This is a genomic window from Bacillus sp. FSL K6-3458, from assembly GCF_038005045.1.
Taxonomy (GTDB): Bacteria; Bacillota; Bacilli; order Bacillales; family Bacillaceae; genus Bacillus; species Bacillus altitudinis.
In genome coordinates this window covers 2,151,588-2,169,343 of the sequence record NZ_JBBOSI010000001.1, presented here as the reverse complement: position 1 = coordinate 2,169,343, position 17,756 = coordinate 2,151,588, and the positions used below count along the sequence as shown (strand labels likewise).

Here is a 17,756-nt window from a genome sequence, read left to right as displayed (position 1 = left end):
ACATATGTGGAGGAAGGATTTACACATGAACAAAATCACACAAGATCAAGTCACATTATCACTTGCAAATCAAGAAGACTTCCCTTTGATGAAAAAGGAACTGCAAGATGCTTTCACAGCTGGCATCATTGATGCATTTGGCGATGCAGAAGGTGGACCAATTCCACCTGATGAATCGATTGATGAATCTTTTTATTCGACTGAGAACCTTGTCTATCATATTTTACTAAACGGTCAAAAGGCAGGAGGCGTTGTTTTAAAAATCAACCCTCTCACACACCGCAATTCGGTGGACCTGTTATATATCTCTTCATCATCTCACAGCCGAGGCATTGGTCAGGCAGCATGGAAAGCCATTGAGGCGCAATATCCAGAAACGAAGGTGTGGGAAGTTGTCACTCCTTATTTTGAAAAGCGCAACATTCATTTCTATGTGAACAAATGCGGTTTTCAGATTGTTGAGTTTTATCACTTGCACCATCCAGATCCGAGCTTGCCTCATGAGAACGATCAAGAAAATGACACTTTAGCACCTGAGACATTTGAATTTTTCAAATTTGAGAAAGTCATGAAAAAAGACCGTTCAAGTTCATAACCCCCCCCCTCATATGGGGGAGTTTCAGCGTGTAGACACTCGCATTCGCCAAGAACAAAAGCTGGTTATTTGAAAAGAATGAATACGTGTATGATGCATATTTTGATTGTTACATTTGCCCCAACGGGCATTATCGTACAACGACTAGAGAAGGCTATAAGCAATATGCGTCTGATTCAGAGATATGCAAGTCCTGCTCGTTTTTAGATAACTGTACACAAAGTCAATTGGACGAAACTTCGTGGACTCAAAAAAGTTTCAATATAGGCGATGCTTACTTTCGCTGCCATGAATCTCAAAAAGCTAGCAAACTGGACATGGGAAGGACCATGTCCAGCCTAAGTCAACAGATAAATTGTATTAAAATCAGTGAAAACCCCTCATCTGGGGAGTTTTTATTTTGATATAATGTGAGGCCTTTCATCCGTCGCAAGAATCGCAAACAAATAATGATCTTTCCACTCCCCATTGATTTTTACATTTTGTCTAGATAGACCTTCTTTTTGAAAACCTGCCTTTTCAAGTACTCGTATGGAACCTATATTATGAGGCTGAACACCTGCTTCAATTCTGTGAAGATCCAGCACATGAAATGCCTCATCTAGCATGAGGGCAATTGCTTCAGTTGTGTAGCCTTTTCCATTATGTTTTTGATCAAGTCCGTATCCAAGCCAGGCGCTTTGAAGAACATCTCTGACAACACCAGATAATGTGATTGTGCCAATGAGCTGATGTGACGCGCGCTGGAAAATTCCTTTTGCATATGTTTCGTCTTTTTGGCGGCTTTGCTGAAATGTCTGAATTCGCTTCAATTGTTCGGGGATGGTGTAAAAATCCTCTTGTCTAAATGAAGTAAATGGCTGAAAGAACTCGCGATTTTCATATTCAAGTGTTGCCAGTGTTTCAGCATCGCTTTCTTTGAAATCTCTTAAATAGATCGATGAGTTGATCGTTTCCATGTCGTTCCCCCTTTATTCTCTCTTCTTTTATCATACACTAAAAAACACTACCCCAAGGAGAAAGGTAGTGTTCGTTACATTCATTCTAGCTTCTAATCTGACCATCACCAGACAGAAGCAGCTTTGTTGTTGTCAGTGCAGGAAGTCCCATTGGCCCTCTTGCGTGCAGCTTTTGAGTAGAAATGCCAATTTCAGCGCCATATCCTAGTGCACCGCCATCTGTAAAACGTGTAGATGCGTTATGATAAACAGCGGCCGCATCGACTTCGTTTAGAAAGATTTGTGCGTTTTTTTCATCCTCTGTTACGATGGCTTCTGAATGTTTGGTTCCGTACTGATCAATGTGGTGAATGGCGTCCTCAATTGAGTCAACGACTTTCACCGCAAGATCAAGACTTAAATACTCATCTGTCCAATCTACTTCCTCCGCAGGAACCGCTTCGGAAAAGAAAGATTGAGCGTCTTGATCTCCATGCACAGTGACATGATGCTGAAGGAGTGCTTCATTCAATGCTGCACCATTTTCTTTCAGCCAATCGCGATGAACGATCAGAGTCTCAAGCGCATTACAAACGGCCGGACGATTTGTTTTCGCATTGATGACAATCTGAATGGCTTTTTCTACATTCGCTGTTTGATCAATAAAGATATGGCAGTTCCCTGTCCCTGTTTCAAGAACTGGAATGGTCGATTCTTCTACAACTGTTTTGATTAAAGAAGACCCGCCTCTCGGAATTAAAACATCGATCCATTCTTTTAGATGAAACATCGCTTGAACCGATGAACGGTCTGTTTGTTCAATAAACTGTACCGCATCACGAGGGATCTTTGTTTGATCCAATGCCTCATGAATGACGCGGACGATGGCTTTGTTGGAAGAAATAGCGGAGGAACCGCCTTTTAAAATCACTGAGTTGCCTGCCTTGAGGGCAAGCCCTGCTGCATCGACAGTGACATTCGGTCTCGCTTCATAGATCATCCCGATCACGCCGAGCGGTACTCTTCGGCTTTTCACATGTAAGCCGTTTTCAAGAGTCCATTCATCCAATATTTCTCCAACAGGATCTGTTAATCTCGTCACAAGCCGCAAACTTTCCGCAAACTCATGAATTCTCTCTTCATTTAACATTAATCGATCCATTAATGCTTCAGAGAAGCCCTTTTCTTTTCCTGCCTCTAAATCCTTTTGATTTTCCTGTAAAATAAAATCACTTTGCTGTTCGAGTGTTTCTGCTATTTTCAGCAGCGCCTCATTTTTTTCCTCTGTTTGAAGTAAACCTAGTTTTTTTGATACGTGCTTTGCTTTTTTCGCTTTTTCTTTGACCGATGTGACAACTTCAGCTGTCAGTGTCATGAAATTCCTCCCTTATGATTAGCAAACTGGTATTGATAAATCTAAATGACAAACAAACGCTTCAAGATCTACCACATGCACCACTTCATCCTGTAGCAAGTCACCGTTCAGTGCGAGTTCGTCGGACGCATAATTGACAATGCCAAGCCCTATTTCTCTTTCATCTTGATCTAAAATACGGACAACATCGCCTTTTTTAAACGAACCCTTTACATCGACTATGCCGTCAGAATCCAGACTTTTCTCACGATGCATGAGAAGCTCCTGTGTTTTCTCTTGAACAACGATTTCGCCTTTTGGGCCAGAATGAAAAGCAATCCACTGTTTTTTATAATTCAGCGGCGCTAAATTTTCGTCAGCTGTAAAATAAGTGCCGTCCTCTGTCCCGTTGATGGCTTTGTCTAAAATGTGAGGTGTATCGGCTTTTCCCAAAAAGCCATTGATGCCTGAGGCCATTGAAATTTTAAAGGCGTCGAGTTTTGATTTCATTCCGCCTGTGCCAACGCTGCTTCCCGCATCTCCAGCGGCTGCTTCGATGTCTTCTGTGATTTCTGTGACTTCTAGAATTCTCTTCGCATTCGGATTTGTATGAGGGTTATCTTCATACAAGCCGTCAATATCAGATAAAATAGCGAGGAAATCCGCATCAATCAGTCCAGCTACTTTTGCAGACAATGTATCATTATCCCCAAACTTCAACCGATTGATCGTCACTGTATCATTTTCATTAATAATCGGGATGATCCCTCGATCTAATAACACATTCATTGTATTTCGCACATTTTGATAGCGCGTTTCATCTGAAAAATCGCTTCTTGTAATTAATAGCTGTGAAGCAATATAACCGTGCGATAAAAATAAAGTAGAATATGACTCCATTAAAAGCCCTTGCCCTATTGAGGCAGACGCCTGTTTTTCTGGCAGTGTTTTCGGTCTATCAATAAATCCCAATTTTCGGTAACCAGCTGCAACCGCACCAGATGAGACCAAAATGACTTCGTGTCCTTCATCTTTGAGTTTTACAATTTGATTGACGAGGTTTTCTAGTTTTTTTAAACTAATCTCACCTTGAAAGCTAGTAAGAGAGCTGCTTCCGATTTTCACAACAATTCGTTTTCTCTCTTTATCTGCGTACACCTTATCACTCCTGTATTGAGGCTCTATTTATATCGTTACTTTTTGTTTTTGCTGTTCACTTATTTCTTTTGATCGATTGGCGGCATGTTTGACGGCCTGTTTGATGGCTTCTCCTCCGCCAAAATCATCTAATGCATCTAGTCCTGCAGCAGTTGTTCCATTAGGTGACGTAATTTTTTCTCTGAGGACAGAAGGATTTTCAGCTGTTTCTTGCAGCATCTTCGCTGCACCGAGAAGTGTCTGTGTACCGATTTGACGGGACATTTCTTTTGATAAGCCAGCTTCTTCTCCAGCCTCTTCGATTCTTTCCATTAAGAAATAAAAATAAGCTGGACCACTTCCGGCAATTCCTGTGAAAATATCCATTTGCTCTTCCTGAATGGTATACACTTCTCCCATTTCAGATAAAAGAGCCCGACTCATGCTTACATGTTCATTTTTCACATAACGTCCAGCAGATAAAGCGGTCGCCGACGCCCCAATCGTACTTGACGTATTTGGCATTACTCGCATAACAGGCTGCCCTTCATGCAGCATGTCTTCAATATACGATGATTTCACACCTGCAAGTACAGACAGGATGAGCTGATCTTTCTGAATATGAGGTTTTAATGATTCAAGTGCTGTTTCAGCATCCTTTGGCTTCATTGCCAGGATCAACATATCCATTTCTTCAAAAGGAAATGAATCCATTGTGGCTGTTTGGATTCCGTAGCGTTTCGTTAGTTCGTTTAATCGCTGCTTATTTTGCTTGTTTGTTGCGTAAATTTGGCTGAGCGGCATCTGACCTGATCGCACAATACCTGCAATCATTCCTTCCGCCATAGAACCTGCTCCAATGAAAGCAACTTTCTTTTGATCAATGATATTGATCCTCTCCCTTGTTCGCTTTTTGTTCGTGTTTTTCGCACGTTAGTTATCGTAACATGATGAGAAATCGTGTCAAGAAAGAGCCAGCGCTTTTCAAAAGTCCCGAATACACGCTGAACAGCTTGCGGTATGTATGTTAGCCGTGTTTTTTAAAATCATCAATTTAGATCAAAAGAACTATACAGATTTGAATCATAGTACCCTTTCGTTCGACTGAATTCACCATTTTATTTTTGGTTTCGGTGACTTCAATTCTAGTTTTTAGAAAGCGCTATCATTTTGATGACTTTCTATTTTCCTATAGGATGAATGTGTTTGAATCTTTCGATTAGACTATTGACATATTTTAGAAAACATGTCCGTTGAAATGCGTTTTTTGTGGTGATACCGTGAAAGGGAATCAAGAGAAAAAGGAGCGTTCATAATGAAAGTAAAAGAAAATTACGTCAATGTCATCCCAATGAAAGAAATCCGATCTACAGATGACCTTCTTTTCCCATTCCCTATCTACAATGAATTACGATCGCAGGGTGATATTCGATACGATGAAACGAGAAAGTGCTGGGATCTCTTTCGATATGCTGATATTCAGTCCGTTCTGAAGCAGCCAAAAGTGTTTTCATCACAGCGAGGAAGAAGTACATCTAAAACGAGTATTTTAACAATGGACCCTCCAAAACATACCAAAATGAGAGCACTCGTCAATAAAGCCTTCACGCCAAAAGCGATCAAACAAATAGAAGAAAAGATCAAAGACTTGACCCATGATCTATTACATCAAGTAAAGGATCAACGGACCTTTGATATTGTGCAAGATCTGGCCGCTCCCCTACCTGTCATGATCATCGCCGAGCTTCTCGGTGCAGAAGTGAAAGACAGAGAGCTGATCAAAAAACATTCAGATGCTCTAGTTGCAGGAGCCAAAGATGATTCAAAAGAAGCTGTTCAAGCCGTTGTCGACATGCAAAAACAAGCAGAAAAAGAGCTGTCAGAGTACTTTGCTCATTTGATCCAAAAACGAAAAGAAATGCCAGCCGATGATTTAATCTCTCTTCTCATCCAAGCGGAAATTGACGGTGAGCGTTTATCAGAAAATGAACTGCTTGGCTTTTGTATACTCTTACTCGTTGCTGGTAATGAAACAACAACGAATTTAATTACAAATGCCGTACGACTTTTAACAGAGCAGCCGCATATCGCCGAATCAGTGCGGCAAGACCTGTCTCTCATTCCTCAATTGACAGAAGAAACGCTACGCTATTATCCGCCTGTTCAAGCGATTGGGCGAGTTGCAGCAGAGGATGTTCAGATTGCCGGTTCTCACATTGAAAAAGGAGACTATCTTATCAGCTGGGTGGCATCTGCGAATCGTGATGAACGGAAGTTTGACGATCCAGATACGTTTCGTCTTGACAGAAAATCAAATCCGCATTTGAGCTTTGGCTTCGGCATCCATTTTTGTCTTGGTGCCCCTCTCGCCCGGCTTGAGGCTCATCTAGCACTTGAGATTTTACTCCGTACGTTTCGGGAAATCACCTGTGCGGCAGATCAGCTGAAACCGATTCAAAGCACGTTTGTGTTTGGGGTCAAAGAATTCCCTGTGCAGGTCACCCGTTTTTAAAAGTCCCTTTCATTAGGGGCTTTTTTTCATATGCTTATCCTTACCTTCCTCGTCTGAACATGCTAAAATAAAATCCATATGTACAGTGATCACGGAATTCGGAAAGGAAGCTAAACGTATGACCGATTACACAACAATGAAAGACGGAATATTCAAATCAGTTTGTTCGTTAGATTGCCCTGATCAGTGCGGTCTTTTAATACATAAAGAGAACGGAAAGATCGTTAAAGTTCAAGGAGATCCAGATCATCCAGTCACTCAAGGAAACATTTGCAATAAAGTGCGGAATGTCACAGCTCGTTTATATGATGAAAAACGTCTGACAACACCATTAAAACGTGTAGGTCAAAAAGGTGACCGGCAGTTTGCTCCAATTACGTGGGAAGAAGCGATTGAAACCATTCGTCAAAAATGGACAAAGCTGATCGAAGAAAAAGGACCAGAAAGCATTTTGCCTTACAGCTTCTATGGGAATATGGGGAATCTCAATGCAGAAGGAATGGACCGCCGCTTTTTCTATCGACTTGGCTCAAGTCAGCTAGACCGAACCATTTGTCAGTCAGCCGGAACAACTGGCTATAAATATACAATGGGCGCAAGCATCGGGACAGACCCAGAAGAGACCATTCATACGAAACTATTTATCTTTTGGGGCATCAATGCGGTTTCAACCAATATGCATCAAATCACGTTGGCACAAAAAGCTCGAAAGCAAGGGGCTAAAATTGTCGTCATTGATGTGCACAAAAACCAAACGGGCCGGATGGCAGATTGGTTCATTCCGCTTCGCCCTGGCACTGACAGTGCGCTAGCTCTTGGGATCATGCATGTCCTTTTTAAAGAAGACCTCACAGATACGTCATTTTTAGAGACTTACACGGTCGGTCACAATGAACTTCGCGAGCATGTGAAGCAGTACGATCCAGAAACGGTTGAACAAATCACGGGTGTCCCGAAAGAAGACATCATCACACTTGCGAGAATGTACGCAGAGACATCGCCGTCTCTCATTCGTATTGGCAATGGGCTACAGCATCACGATAATGGCGGTATGAGTATTCGAACCATCTCCTGCCTCCCTGCCCTCACCGGTCAATGGCTGCACAAAGGCGGCGGTGCGATGAAATCGAACTCTTCTTTTCTTAGTTATAATGAAATCGCTCTTCAGCGGCCGGAATTATTAAAGGAACGCGAACCTAGAACATTTAATATGAATCAGCTGGGCAGCGTGCTAACGAACGCAGAACCTTCTATTGATTCTCTTTTTGTCTACTCTTGCAACCCGGCTGTTGTGACACCTGAAGCAAATAAAGTAAGAGACGGTTTGATGCGGGAAGACTTATTTACGGTTGTCCATGACTTGTTCATGACAGAGACAGCCTCTTATGCGGATATTGTTCTGCCAGCGACCTCTGCCTTTGAAAATGAGGATTTTTATACTTCTTACTGGCATCATTACATTCAAATTCAAGAACCTGTTATAGAACGTTATGGAGAAAGCAAATCAAACACAGAAGTGTTTCGTCTTTTGGCTCATGCGATGGGCTTTGAAGATGAAGCCTTTAAAGACACAGATGCGGAACTAATGGAACAAGCTCTTCATCATCCTGAAAATCCGCACTATGAAAACATTTCATATCAAGCGTTAAAAGAGAAAAAGTGGATCAAAGCAAAACGAGGGCCTTTCGAAGATTTAAAGCTCCCTACCCCAAGCGGGAAAATTGAGCTTTACTCTGAACAAATGAAAAAAGATGGATATCCAGCCCTCCCAACCTATGTACCTTTATTCAAGGAAAGTGATTATCCACTGACGTTTATACCGGGACCAAACCATAATTTTCTTAATTCCACCTTCTCTCTTCATGAGAAGCATCAAAAGCTTGAGAAATTTCCGAAGCTTCATATGAATGAACAAGATGCAAAAGAAAGACAGATTGAAGATGGGGACATGGTTCGTGTGCTGAATGATCGAGGAGAATGCGAGCTCATCGTGTCAGTCGGACAAAATGTGTTATCTGGCGTTGTTGTCAGCCAGGGATTATGGGCAGACCAAAAAGGCAAAAAACATTTGGTGAATGGCCTCACACCTGATCGTTTGGCAGATATGGGCGGTGGTGCGACGTTCTTTTCCGGCAGAGTCGAAGTTGAAAAATTATGATAGAAAGAGCCAGGCGTTTTGCTCCCGGCTCTTTTCTTTGACTTTTTTAGTTGCCAATAAACAGCTGATTGGTCATCACATTTGCACTTCCGCTGCTTTGGTAGCCTTCTACAGTAAATGCCGTTTCATACATTTTCCCCATTGGCATCCCTAAGCTTTCCCATTTTTTAAAATGCGCACTGACGGAGACCGTTCCGCTTGTACGTTTCGTTTGACGTACACTCCAATATTGCTTGAAGGTTGCGATCCCGATAATGGAAGGCTGATTGACACGGGTTGTTTCATAAATGTCATATGTGCCCCCGTCTGCATAAAATGTTCCTTTATGTGTGCCTGTTGGACGGTATGTGCCCCATGAATCAACAATGTAGTATTCTGCTAATGGAGATTGTGTCCAGCCATAGACACATAAATAGGAATTCCCGACTGGGTTAAAACTTGCGTTGTAATTGATGGAGATGTTGCCAAGTTGATGGTGAGTTCTAGTGGAATCAAACTTTTTTCCTTTTCGAAATAAAGCATTTCCGATATTGTTCCAGCCTGCACTAAATGCCCCGCCGTTATTGAGTGTCATCGAGGTGTTTCCATAATCCTTCCATAATTCATAATCGTACCCGCTATGGTTACCCATTTCATTATTCGTAATGGTTCTCGCATGGGCCGGTACAGCCGTCAGTATAAGCGTCAGTCCAATACACATCACAAACAACAGTCTTAATTTTCTCAAATTCATCTTCCATTCCTCTCCTTTTTCATCCTTTTGATTCTGTCATCTCTAAGATGAAACGAATTCATCACCTCCTTTCATGCCCCCACTCACTACTAGATTATCTATACTGTGCTAGCCCCGCATGAATGTCTCTTGTGTTTGTATAAATGCTTTGATACAAACGAAAGAGATGATCATATACATCGACATGCTGTTGATTTGGTGTAAATACGGCTGCTTGTTGGATAAACTGATCCGCGCACGCCTCAAGTGACTGGTACCAGCCGCATCCAACTGCTGCAAGCATCGCTGCACCTAACGCAGGCCCTTGCTCATTTTCAAGCTGAATCACCTTAGCTTGAAAAATGTCTGCCTGCATTTGAAGCCATGTATGACTTCTCGCACCTCCACCAATGGACACAATAGCATCGATTGTTTTTCCGGCCTGCCTGAATAAAGCGATCGATTCATTTAATGAAAAAGTGATTCCTTCGAGCACAGCTCTAACCATATGCGCTTTTTCATGCCGGCTGTCTAATCCAATGAAGCTTCCACGAATGACTGAATCTGCATGAGGCGTTCTTTCCCCAACTAAATATGGCGTAAACAGCAATCCATTTGCGCCAGGCGCTATATCCTTTGCTCCGGCTAAAAGGGCTTTAAACGAATCATTTGGAGCAAGTAAAGATTTAATCCAATCGAGGCTATAACCTGCTGATAAAGTGACTCCCATTGTATAAAAAGCTGCTTTTTTTGCATGATGGAATAAATGCAAGTTTCCATTCAGCTCTCTGTTATGATTTTCTTCATAGGAAAGAATGACACCTGATGTGCCAATGCTGCATAGTGTGTGACCTGATGATAAAATGCCGGCACCAATGGCACCGCAAGCATTATCCGCTCCACCCGCAAAAACCTTCGCCTCTTCTGTCATCCCGGTTTCCTTTGCGATCTGCGGCAAAATTGTTCCAATCTTCTCCTCCGATGAAACGAGCGGCGGGCAAATACGAATCGGAATATCAAAGGTTTGACAAATCTCCTCACTCCATGTTTGTTCTCCAATATCCAACAGTAACGTACCAGCCGCATCAGAATAGTCCATATGAATAGTGCCGGTTAATCGATATCTGACATAATCTTTTGGAAGTAAAAACAAATGGATTCGTTGATCAATTTCTGGTTCATGTTCCTTTACCCATAACAACTTTGGCAGTGTAAACCCTTCTAACGCCTGATTTTTTGTGATCGCTTGCAGCCTGCCTCCTAGCTTTTCTGTCATGCGCCCGCATTGCGATGTTGTTCTTGTGTCATTCCACAAGATGGCAGGCCTGAGCACCTGAAGGGATTCATCCAATAAAACAAGTCCGTGCATTTGTCCAGAAAAACTGATGCCTTCTACCTGCATTGACTGAACAGGCCTTCTCTCCATAAGTTCTGTCATCGCGGCCATCGTCTGCTCTACCCAGTCTTCAGGATTTTGCTCGCAATAACCTGGTTTGCTTTGAATGAGGCGGTAAGATTTAGTCGTCTCGCAGCATACCTTCCCGCTCTCATCTACTAATATCACTTTGACTCCGCTCGTTCCAAGATCAATTCCCATCACATACTTCATGTGTTCACTCCTTCAAAACATCAGCCCGCTCCATTAATCTTCTAACAAATATTGATTCAATCTGGCTTTCAGCTGTTCCTCTCTGCCAGATTCGTTTCTGATGAGCGGATGTTTCAGTGCATATTCTTCTAATGTATGAAAGTTTGCCGTTCCTTCTGAAATCTCCCGCCCAATTCCTTCAGAAAAACTACGGTACCGGTGCTTGATCACATCTTCAAACACACGGTCTTCTATGAGTCTATGAGCCACCCGCAGCCCTTTTGCGAATGCATCCATCCCCGCAATATGGGCATACAGAAGATCTTCCAGTTCAAAGGAGGCTCTTCTGACTTTTGCATCAAAATTGAGACCGCCTGTTCCAAGTCCGCCATTTTGCAAAATTTCATACATGGCGAGTGTTGTGGCATATAAATCCGTTGGGAATTCATCTGTGTCCCAGCCTAGAAGGGAGTTTCCTTGGTTGGCATCAACGGAACCGAGCAGTCCATGAATTCTTGCTACACGCAGCTCATGCTCAAACGTATGACCCGCTAATGTTGCATGATTGGCCTCGATATTTAATTTAAAGTGTGTATCCAATCCATATTGTTTTAAAAAGGCGATTGATGTCGCTGCATCCGTATCATATTGATGAGTTGTCGGTTCCTTCGGCTTTGGTTCAATTAAAAATTGACCTGTAAATCCAATTTCTTTTGCATAATCGACCGCCATATGCAAAAAGGTCGCCAAATGGTCAAGCTCTCTTTTCATATCTGTATTCAGCAGTGTGTCGTAACCTTCTCGTCCTCCCCAGAAAACATAATTTTCTGCGCCGAGTTCCTTTGCTGTTTCGATGCCCTTTTTCACTTGTGCAGCTGCATAGGCAAATACATCTGCATGACAGGATGTCGCTGCACCGTGAACAAATCTTGGATGTTTAAACATATTAGCCGTGTTCCATAGAAGCCGAACCCCGCTTTGCTGCATGTATTCTTTCATTCTTTCTATGATGATGTCTAACTGCTGATTGGTCTCTTGAAGCGTGTCGCCCTCTGGTGCAATATCACGGTCATGGAATGAAAAATACGGAACATCCAATAAATCAAAGAGCTGAAAAGCCACTTCCAATCTAGCTTTCGCCAAATCCATTCCACTATAAGAATCCCAAGCTCTTTTCATCGTGCCAGTTCCAAACATGTCTGTTCCATCAGCAGTCAGTGTATGCCAATAAGCGACGGAAAATCGCAGGTGGTCTTTCATTGTCTTTCCGCCAATCATTTCGCTCGGATTATAATATTTAAATGCGAATGGGTTCTTTGAATGTTTTCCTTCATATTGAATGTTGCCAATCCCCTGTAAACTACTTAACGAAGTCATATTTGATTTGACCATAAGTGATTCCCCCTATATATTCACTTAGTAAGTTGACTCAACAAACAAACGAACGAGTTTACCAACTAATCTCTTTGAATTTTCCATATTTTTTAGTTTTTTAGAAATATTTTCGTTATAATAATATGAAAAGCATGTTTTATAGAGAATGAACTCGACAAAAAACGGCTTTTCTTCACTTAATCTAAAGACGAAACAAATGGAGTGGATACAATGGATATTGCGGATCAGAACTTTGTGAAAAAAATAAATCAAAAACTATTGCTAAACGAAATTCTGCACCATGCACCAATTTCCAGAGCAAAATTATCTGAACGCACTGGGTTAAATAAATCGACCGTTTCTTCTCAAGTGAGTACATTAATGAAAGAACATCTTGTTTATGAAATCGGTCAAGGCGAATCTAGCGGCGGAAGAAGACCCGTGCTCCTCATGTTTAATAAACGTGCAGGTTACTCTATTGGCATTGATGTCGGTGTTGATTATGTCAACGGCATTTTAACAGACCTTGAAGGATCGATTATTCATGATGAGCAGCTTAAGCTCCCATCCAGCACACCTGATGTGACCGTCCGAATATTAATTGAATTGATTCAGCAGTTACGTTCGCACATTCCTTCTTCTCCATACGGGCTGATTGGTATAGGGATTTGTATACCAGGTCTGGTCGATGCAGATGAACAAATTGTGTTTACGCCTCATTCAAAATGGAAAAATGTCGATCTAAAAACAAGTCTCCAAGACACATTCCAAGTACCGGTTTTTATCGAGAATGAAGCAAATGCCGGTGCGTACGGTGAAAAAATCTTCGGTGCTGCTAAACATTATGACCATCTGATCTATGCAAGTATCGGCACTGGTATTGGAATAGGCATCATTATCAATCATCATTTATATAGAGGCACGAACGGTTTTTCTGGTGAAATGGGACATATGACGATCGACTTTAATGGACCGACATGCAGTTGCGGAAATCGTGGTTGCTGGGAACTGTATGCATCTGAGAAAGCACTGTTCCAATCGCTCCAAACAGATGGTCAGCCATTCACCTATCAAGATATTGAGCGGCTGGCGAAGTTAAATGATATGAAGACACTCAATGCCTTGCGTAACTTTGGCTTTTACATTGGGGTAGGTCTCACAAACGTTCTGCATACCTTCAACCCACAAGCCGTTATTTTACGAAACAAGGTCATTGAATCTGAGCAGGCCGTTCTAAGTGTCATTCAAGATGAAGTATCCTCTAGAATAGATGCACAATTCAGCTCACGGGTGGAGCTGCTTCCTTCGTCATTAGGACAAAACGCACCAGCCTTAGGGATGACATCTCTAGTCACTGAAGCTTTTTTGCGTGATGTCACGCCTTCACCATAATGGAATACATGTTAAAGAGAGACAGCCTTTAGAGTGTTGTCTTTTTTTATTCAGTTGTTTCTTCGTATCGAAAATACTTAAAATCGGCAGGCAGACGTTCGCCGCTTGTGTCTTGGCACTGCATTCCGACAAAAGCCCCTGTAAAGAACCCCCCTCCTCGAATAAAATCATCTGATAAATGGGTCGATTCAAGCGGTACATCTATTTTTTCCCACTCTTGTTGATCAAAAGAATAAGAATACGTGTACGTCTCTCTCTGAACAGTCACTTTTAAATACACATACGGAATCTCGTCTGGGATAATGATTTTTTTAATTAGCGGCTGAGAAAAGGCCAGATTTTCACACACAGATAACTCAAGGATACGGCCAAGCGCCTCGTCATAAGTCACCTGAAGTGCAGTCCAATTTTCCGTATTATAATAATTCACAAGACCTGCCGCTTGCTGAAAGTTTTTCGGAAAGAAGGAAACCGCTGTCTCTGCTTCAAAATAAAAGCTTTGCCAGCGCCTCGCAACAAACGCTTGGGTAAATTTAGACGTTAAAGATTCCTGCCCATACAGCCTTAAATGATGAGGATTTTCCGTCACTGAACCAATCTGATCCGTAAATGGGATTCTTAATGTTTGAAAATGTCTATTTAACGATGAATCTTTAAATTCATCGACAATGTGATAGGTTGGAGAGAACTCTTTTACGCTCATCGCAGGCGCTTCAACCTCTAGGAGCCCCTCTTTTCCGCCTACCACATACGGCCAGCCATCTTTCCATTCAAGCTTTTGTATGGCTGTCTCTCTTCCTAAAGGGCACCAGCCTCTTTGCTGAAAAATGGATTCCTTCCTTGAATGAATTGGGCGGCCAGTCAGATGAGCCATATACCATTCATTTGTATGCGTTTGTACAATGGAAGCATGCCCGCATTTTTGTAGTGGATGGCTAGGCGCATGAAAAGCCGTTAAAATTGGGTTGTCAGGATGAACCTCGTACGGCCCATCAATACGCGAGGAACGGGCGATTGTGGCTGCATGTTCGTAACGTGTTCCCCCTTCAGCTGTTAATAAATAATAGACATCATTGATGTAATAAAGATGTGGGGCTTCTGTCAGTTTGATTGGCGTGCCTTTAAAAATGACCTTCCGCTCACCGACCAGTTTTTTTTCAGATACACTATATTCCTGCAAGGCTATACCTGCAAAGGAGTGATGTTTTTCTCGATGGTCCCACAGCATATTCAACACGTATTTCTTTCCGCTTGGATCATGGAACAAGGAAGGATCAAACCCAGAACTATTGAGCCGAACCGGATCGCTCCACTCGCCATCTACTTCGTCAGCTGTGACCAAATAATTATGACCATCCTTAAACGGACCATCTACTACTTTAATATCTGAATAGATGAGCCAAAACTGACCATCCGCATAACTTAAACACGGCGCCCAAACCCCGCCGGAATCAGGATTTCCTTTCATATCGAGTTGAGAAGTTTTTTGCAAGGGACGCGCGACGAGCCGCCAATGGACGAGATCCTTCGAATGATAAATTTGCACCCCCGGGAACCATTCAAATGTAGAAACCGCCATGTAATAATCCTCTCCCGCACGGCAAATACTTGGGTCAGGGTTAAACCCTTTGAGCACTGGATTAGTAATCTTCAATTGAACTTCCTCCTCTTTCAGAGAACTACATTTTAAAGTCGTCCATATGATCGATATACACCTTGTCTCTATTCTCAAGCTCTCGTACGACTTTTTTATGTTTTTCTTCATCTAGGTTATAAAAATTAATATCAACCATCGCTAAAATTAGTAAGCATACAGGAATCACCGTTGTCGTGATTAAAATGCCCAGTAAAGCTTCTGGTGTTTGCACTTGGTTTGCAATATAACCAAATCGGTCAAGGACAAGCCCTGGAACGATGCCGCCTAAGGCCATCCCAAATTTAAAGAAGAAGCCAATCACTGCGTAGATCAGTCCACCCATTCTTTTCCCTGTTTTATATTCACCATATTCAACGGTTTCAGGAATGAGTGCCCACATGTAAGCACCTGCTGTAATACTCCCTGCAGCCGCAACGAGCCTGAAAACAAGTATTAAAGTGATTTGACTCGGCGGGATCACAAGTAATGCAAGAAGGCCAACAATATTCAGCAATAATGAATAATTCAGCAGCTTTTTCTTTCCTAACAACTTGTGCAGCTTAGGAATAAACGGCAACACCATTAAAGCTGGCAGACTGCCAATCAGGCCGTACCACTTCACTAAATCTTCTCTGCCTAGGTTATACGTCACATAATAGATCCCGACTGAGTTGCTGATCGAGTTCACACCAAAGATAATGATAAAGAAAATGCTTAACACAACAAGCGGACGATTCACTCGTAACTGGACAAAGAGATCACTGAACTTGATCTTTTCCTCTGGCTTTTGAAGCGTGACGCGCTCATTCGTACTTTTAAAACAGAAAATCAATAATCCGCCCCCAAGTACACCGAGAAATGCCATCGTGATCTGCCAGCCAAGTGCTGTATTTCCTGTTGTATCACTCAAAAACGTCGCAAGAAACGGAACAAAAAAAGCAACAACTAAACCACCGAGATTTGCAAAAAGCATACGAACAGACGTAATACTGACGACCTCTTGGTTATTTCTTGTCATTGCGGAAGTTAAAGCACCATAAGGAACATTGATGAACGTGTATGTAAGTGATAAACCAACATACGTGATGTACGCATAAATGAGTTTTCCCATTTCGGAAAAATCCGGTGTCGTAAAACAAAGAATGGCAAGAACGGCAAAAGGTAACGCACCAAATAACAAATAAGGTCTAAACCGGCCAAAACGGCTGTTCGTTCGGTCAACCATCGCCCCAATAAACGGATCTGCAAGCGCATCGATGGCCCGAACCACCAAAAACATTGTCCCTGCTGCTGCTGCTGATAATCCATAGACATCCGTATAAAAAAATAATAGATACGTAGAGACAGTTGCATAAATTAAATTACATGCGAAATCTCCTGAAGCATACCCCACTTTTTCAGACATACGAATCTTCTTTAAATTCTCACTCACCATGAGTTTTCTCCCTTCTTCACTTAGCCTCTTCTAACGGACAGATGGTGCAGGGCAGCAGCAATCAATAGGTCGAAAATAAAGCGCTTTCAATTCGTTGTAAAAATGAAGCTGAACATCTCTTTCTTTCAGCTTAGCCCACATAGCAGCAAATCATTCGCTTTAAACAATAGATCAATAGATGATCGCCATCTTAGTTTATCGATTAAACAAACTAAGATGAATTCATTTTATAAAATATGATCTGACTTTTCAATATTTTTTGAAAAAATAATCCAAATAATTGATTTCTTGTCATTTTTTCTATGATATGAGGATATGAACCTTCTTTTTTTCTTCCAAAAACAAAGAGAACTCAAATAATGGTTGCATTCATACCAATCCCATGCTATATTAATCAAGCGATGAGCTGAATTGTGTAAGTCGGGTAACACGTCTCTTTGAGACACACACGAATGTGGCGTGTGGTTATTCCGCCTCAATACGCAAAAGACATCTTCTGATGAAGATGTCTTTTTTCTTACCCTATTTTGGTGCCATTTTCAACCGGCTCATCGGTGGCAAGCAGGACAACGTCTTCTTTTGACGGCATGCCTCCTAAGACAAGCACCTCTGATTTAAACCCGGCAATTCTTCTTGGCGGGAAATTGACCACTGCAATAATTTGTTTCCCAGTGAGATTCTCAGCCTGATAACGTTTTGTCAGCTGTGCACTAGATTGTTTTATGCCAATCTCATCCCCAAAGTCAATCTTCAGCTTGAAAGCAGGCACTCTTGCTTCTGCAAAAAATTCTGCTTCTACTATCGTCCCAACGCGAATGTCTAACGCTAAAAACTGTTCAATATCTGCCATTAGAATCTCTCTCCCTTTCAATCTTTCATAAAAAAGGTCACATTTTTCTTCTGCTAGATGACCACTTGTCTTCCA

The 17,756-nt window shown here is 42.0% G+C and carries 14 protein-coding genes and 1 pseudogene; 5 read left to right on the top strand and 10 right to left on the bottom strand.

What is annotated here, in order from left to right; genetic code table 11:
• Positions 1–25: 25 nt before the first annotated feature.
• On the top strand, positions 26–595 hold the full coding sequence (locus MHH23_RS11670; protein WP_340959526.1) for a GNAT family N-acetyltransferase: 570 nt from the start codon (positions 26–28) through the stop codon (positions 593–595).
• 48 nt (positions 596–643) lie between these two features.
• A pseudogene (locus tag MHH23_RS11665) lies at positions 644–937 on the top strand (IS5/IS1182 family transposase); the annotation flags it as partial.
• Between the two features lie 53 nt (positions 938–990).
• On the opposite strand, the gene MHH23_RS11660 reads toward MHH23_RS11665, so the two are convergent.
• The 4 genes from MHH23_RS11660 to proC all read right to left on the bottom strand — a co-directional run bounded on the left by MHH23_RS11660 (position 991) and on the right by proC (position 4,870).
• A complete protein-coding gene (locus MHH23_RS11660; RefSeq protein WP_041507100.1) occupies positions 991–1,554 on the bottom strand; it encodes a GNAT family N-acetyltransferase in 564 nt (187 codons plus the stop codon).
• Positions 1,555–1,639: 85 nt separating this feature from the next.
• On the bottom strand, positions 1,640–2,908 hold the full coding sequence (locus MHH23_RS11655) for a glutamate-5-semialdehyde dehydrogenase (protein ID WP_340959523.1): 1,269 nt from the start codon (positions 2,906–2,908) through the stop codon (positions 1,640–1,642).
• Positions 2,909–2,926: 18 nt separating this feature from the next.
• Positions 2,927–4,045, bottom strand: coding sequence for a glutamate 5-kinase (proB, locus tag MHH23_RS11650; RefSeq protein WP_008346569.1), 1,119 nt, complete (start codon positions 4,043–4,045; stop codon positions 2,927–2,929).
• Positions 4,046–4,072: 27 nt separating this feature from the next.
• The gene (proC, locus tag MHH23_RS11645; protein WP_008346567.1) at positions 4,073–4,870 is read right to left on the bottom strand and encodes a pyrroline-5-carboxylate reductase; all 798 of its coding nucleotides are present in this window, start codon (positions 4,868–4,870) and stop codon (positions 4,073–4,075) included.
• A 469-nt stretch (positions 4,871–5,339) separates the two neighbouring features.
• Between proC and MHH23_RS11640 the strand changes: the two genes are divergently transcribed.
• Complete coding sequence (locus MHH23_RS11640) at positions 5,340–6,536, top strand: cytochrome P450 (protein WP_125590404.1); 1,197 nt, start codon at positions 5,340–5,342, stop codon at positions 6,534–6,536.
• 118 nt (positions 6,537–6,654) lie between these two features.
• Positions 6,655–8,694, top strand: a complete 2,040-nt coding sequence (locus MHH23_RS11635; protein WP_340959522.1) for a molybdopterin oxidoreductase family protein — start codon at positions 6,655–6,657, stop codon at positions 8,692–8,694.
• A 46-nt stretch (positions 8,695–8,740) separates the two neighbouring features.
• On the opposite strand, the gene MHH23_RS11630 is transcribed toward MHH23_RS11635, so the two are convergent.
• From MHH23_RS11630 to xylA, 3 genes are all read right to left on the bottom strand, one after another.
• On the bottom strand, positions 8,741–9,427 hold the full coding sequence (locus MHH23_RS11630; protein ID WP_008346560.1) for a glycoside hydrolase family 11 protein: 687 nt from the start codon (positions 9,425–9,427) through the stop codon (positions 8,741–8,743).
• 94 nt (positions 9,428–9,521) lie between these two features.
• Positions 9,522–11,015: a xylulokinase gene (gene xylB / locus MHH23_RS11625; RefSeq protein WP_268431770.1), complete on the bottom strand. Its 1,494-nt coding sequence runs from the start codon at positions 11,013–11,015 to the stop codon at positions 9,522–9,524.
• A gap of 33 nt (positions 11,016–11,048) precedes the next feature.
• Positions 11,049–12,386, bottom strand: a complete 1,338-nt coding sequence (gene xylA / locus MHH23_RS11620) for a xylose isomerase (RefSeq protein WP_268373097.1) — start codon at positions 12,384–12,386, stop codon at positions 11,049–11,051.
• Between the two features lie 213 nt (positions 12,387–12,599).
• On the opposite strand from xylA, the gene xylR reads away from it, so the two are divergent.
• Positions 12,600–13,760 (top strand): transcriptional repressor XylR, encoded by a 1,161-nt coding sequence (gene xylR, locus MHH23_RS11615; RefSeq protein ID WP_268431815.1) that lies wholly within the window; start codon positions 12,600–12,602, stop codon positions 13,758–13,760.
• A 46-nt stretch (positions 13,761–13,806) separates the two neighbouring features.
• Here the strand turns inward: xylR and MHH23_RS11610 are convergent, their stop codons facing one another.
• The 3 genes from MHH23_RS11610 to csaA form a co-directional block, all read right to left on the bottom strand.
• Positions 13,807–15,414: a glycoside hydrolase family 43 protein gene (locus MHH23_RS11610; protein ID WP_268431771.1), complete on the bottom strand. Its 1,608-nt coding sequence runs from the start codon at positions 15,412–15,414 to the stop codon at positions 13,807–13,809.
• Between the two features lie 25 nt (positions 15,415–15,439).
• Positions 15,440–16,831, bottom strand: coding sequence for an MFS transporter (locus tag MHH23_RS11605; protein WP_024718316.1), 1,392 nt, complete (start codon positions 16,829–16,831; stop codon positions 15,440–15,442).
• A 517-nt stretch (positions 16,832–17,348) separates the two neighbouring features.
• On the bottom strand, positions 17,349–17,681 hold the full coding sequence (gene csaA, locus MHH23_RS11600; RefSeq protein ID WP_017367427.1) for a chaperone CsaA: 333 nt from the start codon (positions 17,679–17,681) through the stop codon (positions 17,349–17,351).
• Between the last annotated feature and the right edge of the window lie 75 nt (positions 17,682–17,756).

Bases quoted from the DNA above. Each gene is read 5' to 3' on its own strand.
- MHH23_RS11605 (WP_024718316.1), bottom strand. From the start codon at position 16,831: ATGGTGAGTGAGAATTTAAAGAAGATTCGTATGTCTGAAAAAGTGGGG.
- MHH23_RS11660 (WP_041507100.1), bottom strand. From the start codon at position 1,554: ATGGAAACGATCAACTCATCGATCTATTTAAGAGATTTCAAAGAAAGC.
- csaA (WP_017367427.1), bottom strand. From the start codon at position 17,681: ATGGCAGATATTGAACAGTTTTTAGCGTTAGACATTCGCGTTGGGACG.
- MHH23_RS11640 (WP_125590404.1), top strand. From the start codon at position 5,340: ATGAAAGTAAAAGAAAATTACGTCAATGTCATCCCAATGAAAGAAATC.
- xylB (WP_268431770.1), bottom strand. From the start codon at position 11,015: ATGAAGTATGTGATGGGAATTGATCTTGGAACGAGCGGAGTCAAAGTG.
- MHH23_RS11630 (WP_008346560.1), bottom strand. From the start codon at position 9,427: ATGAATTTGAGAAAATTAAGACTGTTGTTTGTGATGTGTATTGGACTG.
- MHH23_RS11635 (WP_340959522.1), top strand. From the start codon at position 6,655: ATGACCGATTACACAACAATGAAAGACGGAATATTCAAATCAGTTTGT.
- MHH23_RS11670 (WP_340959526.1), top strand. From the start codon at position 26: ATGAACAAAATCACACAAGATCAAGTCACATTATCACTTGCAAATCAA.
- xylA (WP_268373097.1), bottom strand. From the start codon at position 12,386: ATGGTCAAATCAAATATGACTTCGTTAAGTAGTTTACAGGGGATTGGC.
- proC (WP_008346567.1), bottom strand. From the start codon at position 4,870: ATGGCGGAAGGAATGATTGCAGGTATTGTGCGATCAGGTCAGATGCCG.
- xylR (WP_268431815.1), top strand. From the start codon at position 12,600: ATGGATATTGCGGATCAGAACTTTGTGAAAAAAATAAATCAAAAACTA.
- MHH23_RS11655 (WP_340959523.1), bottom strand. From the start codon at position 2,908: ATGACACTGACAGCTGAAGTTGTCACATCGGTCAAAGAAAAAGCGAAA.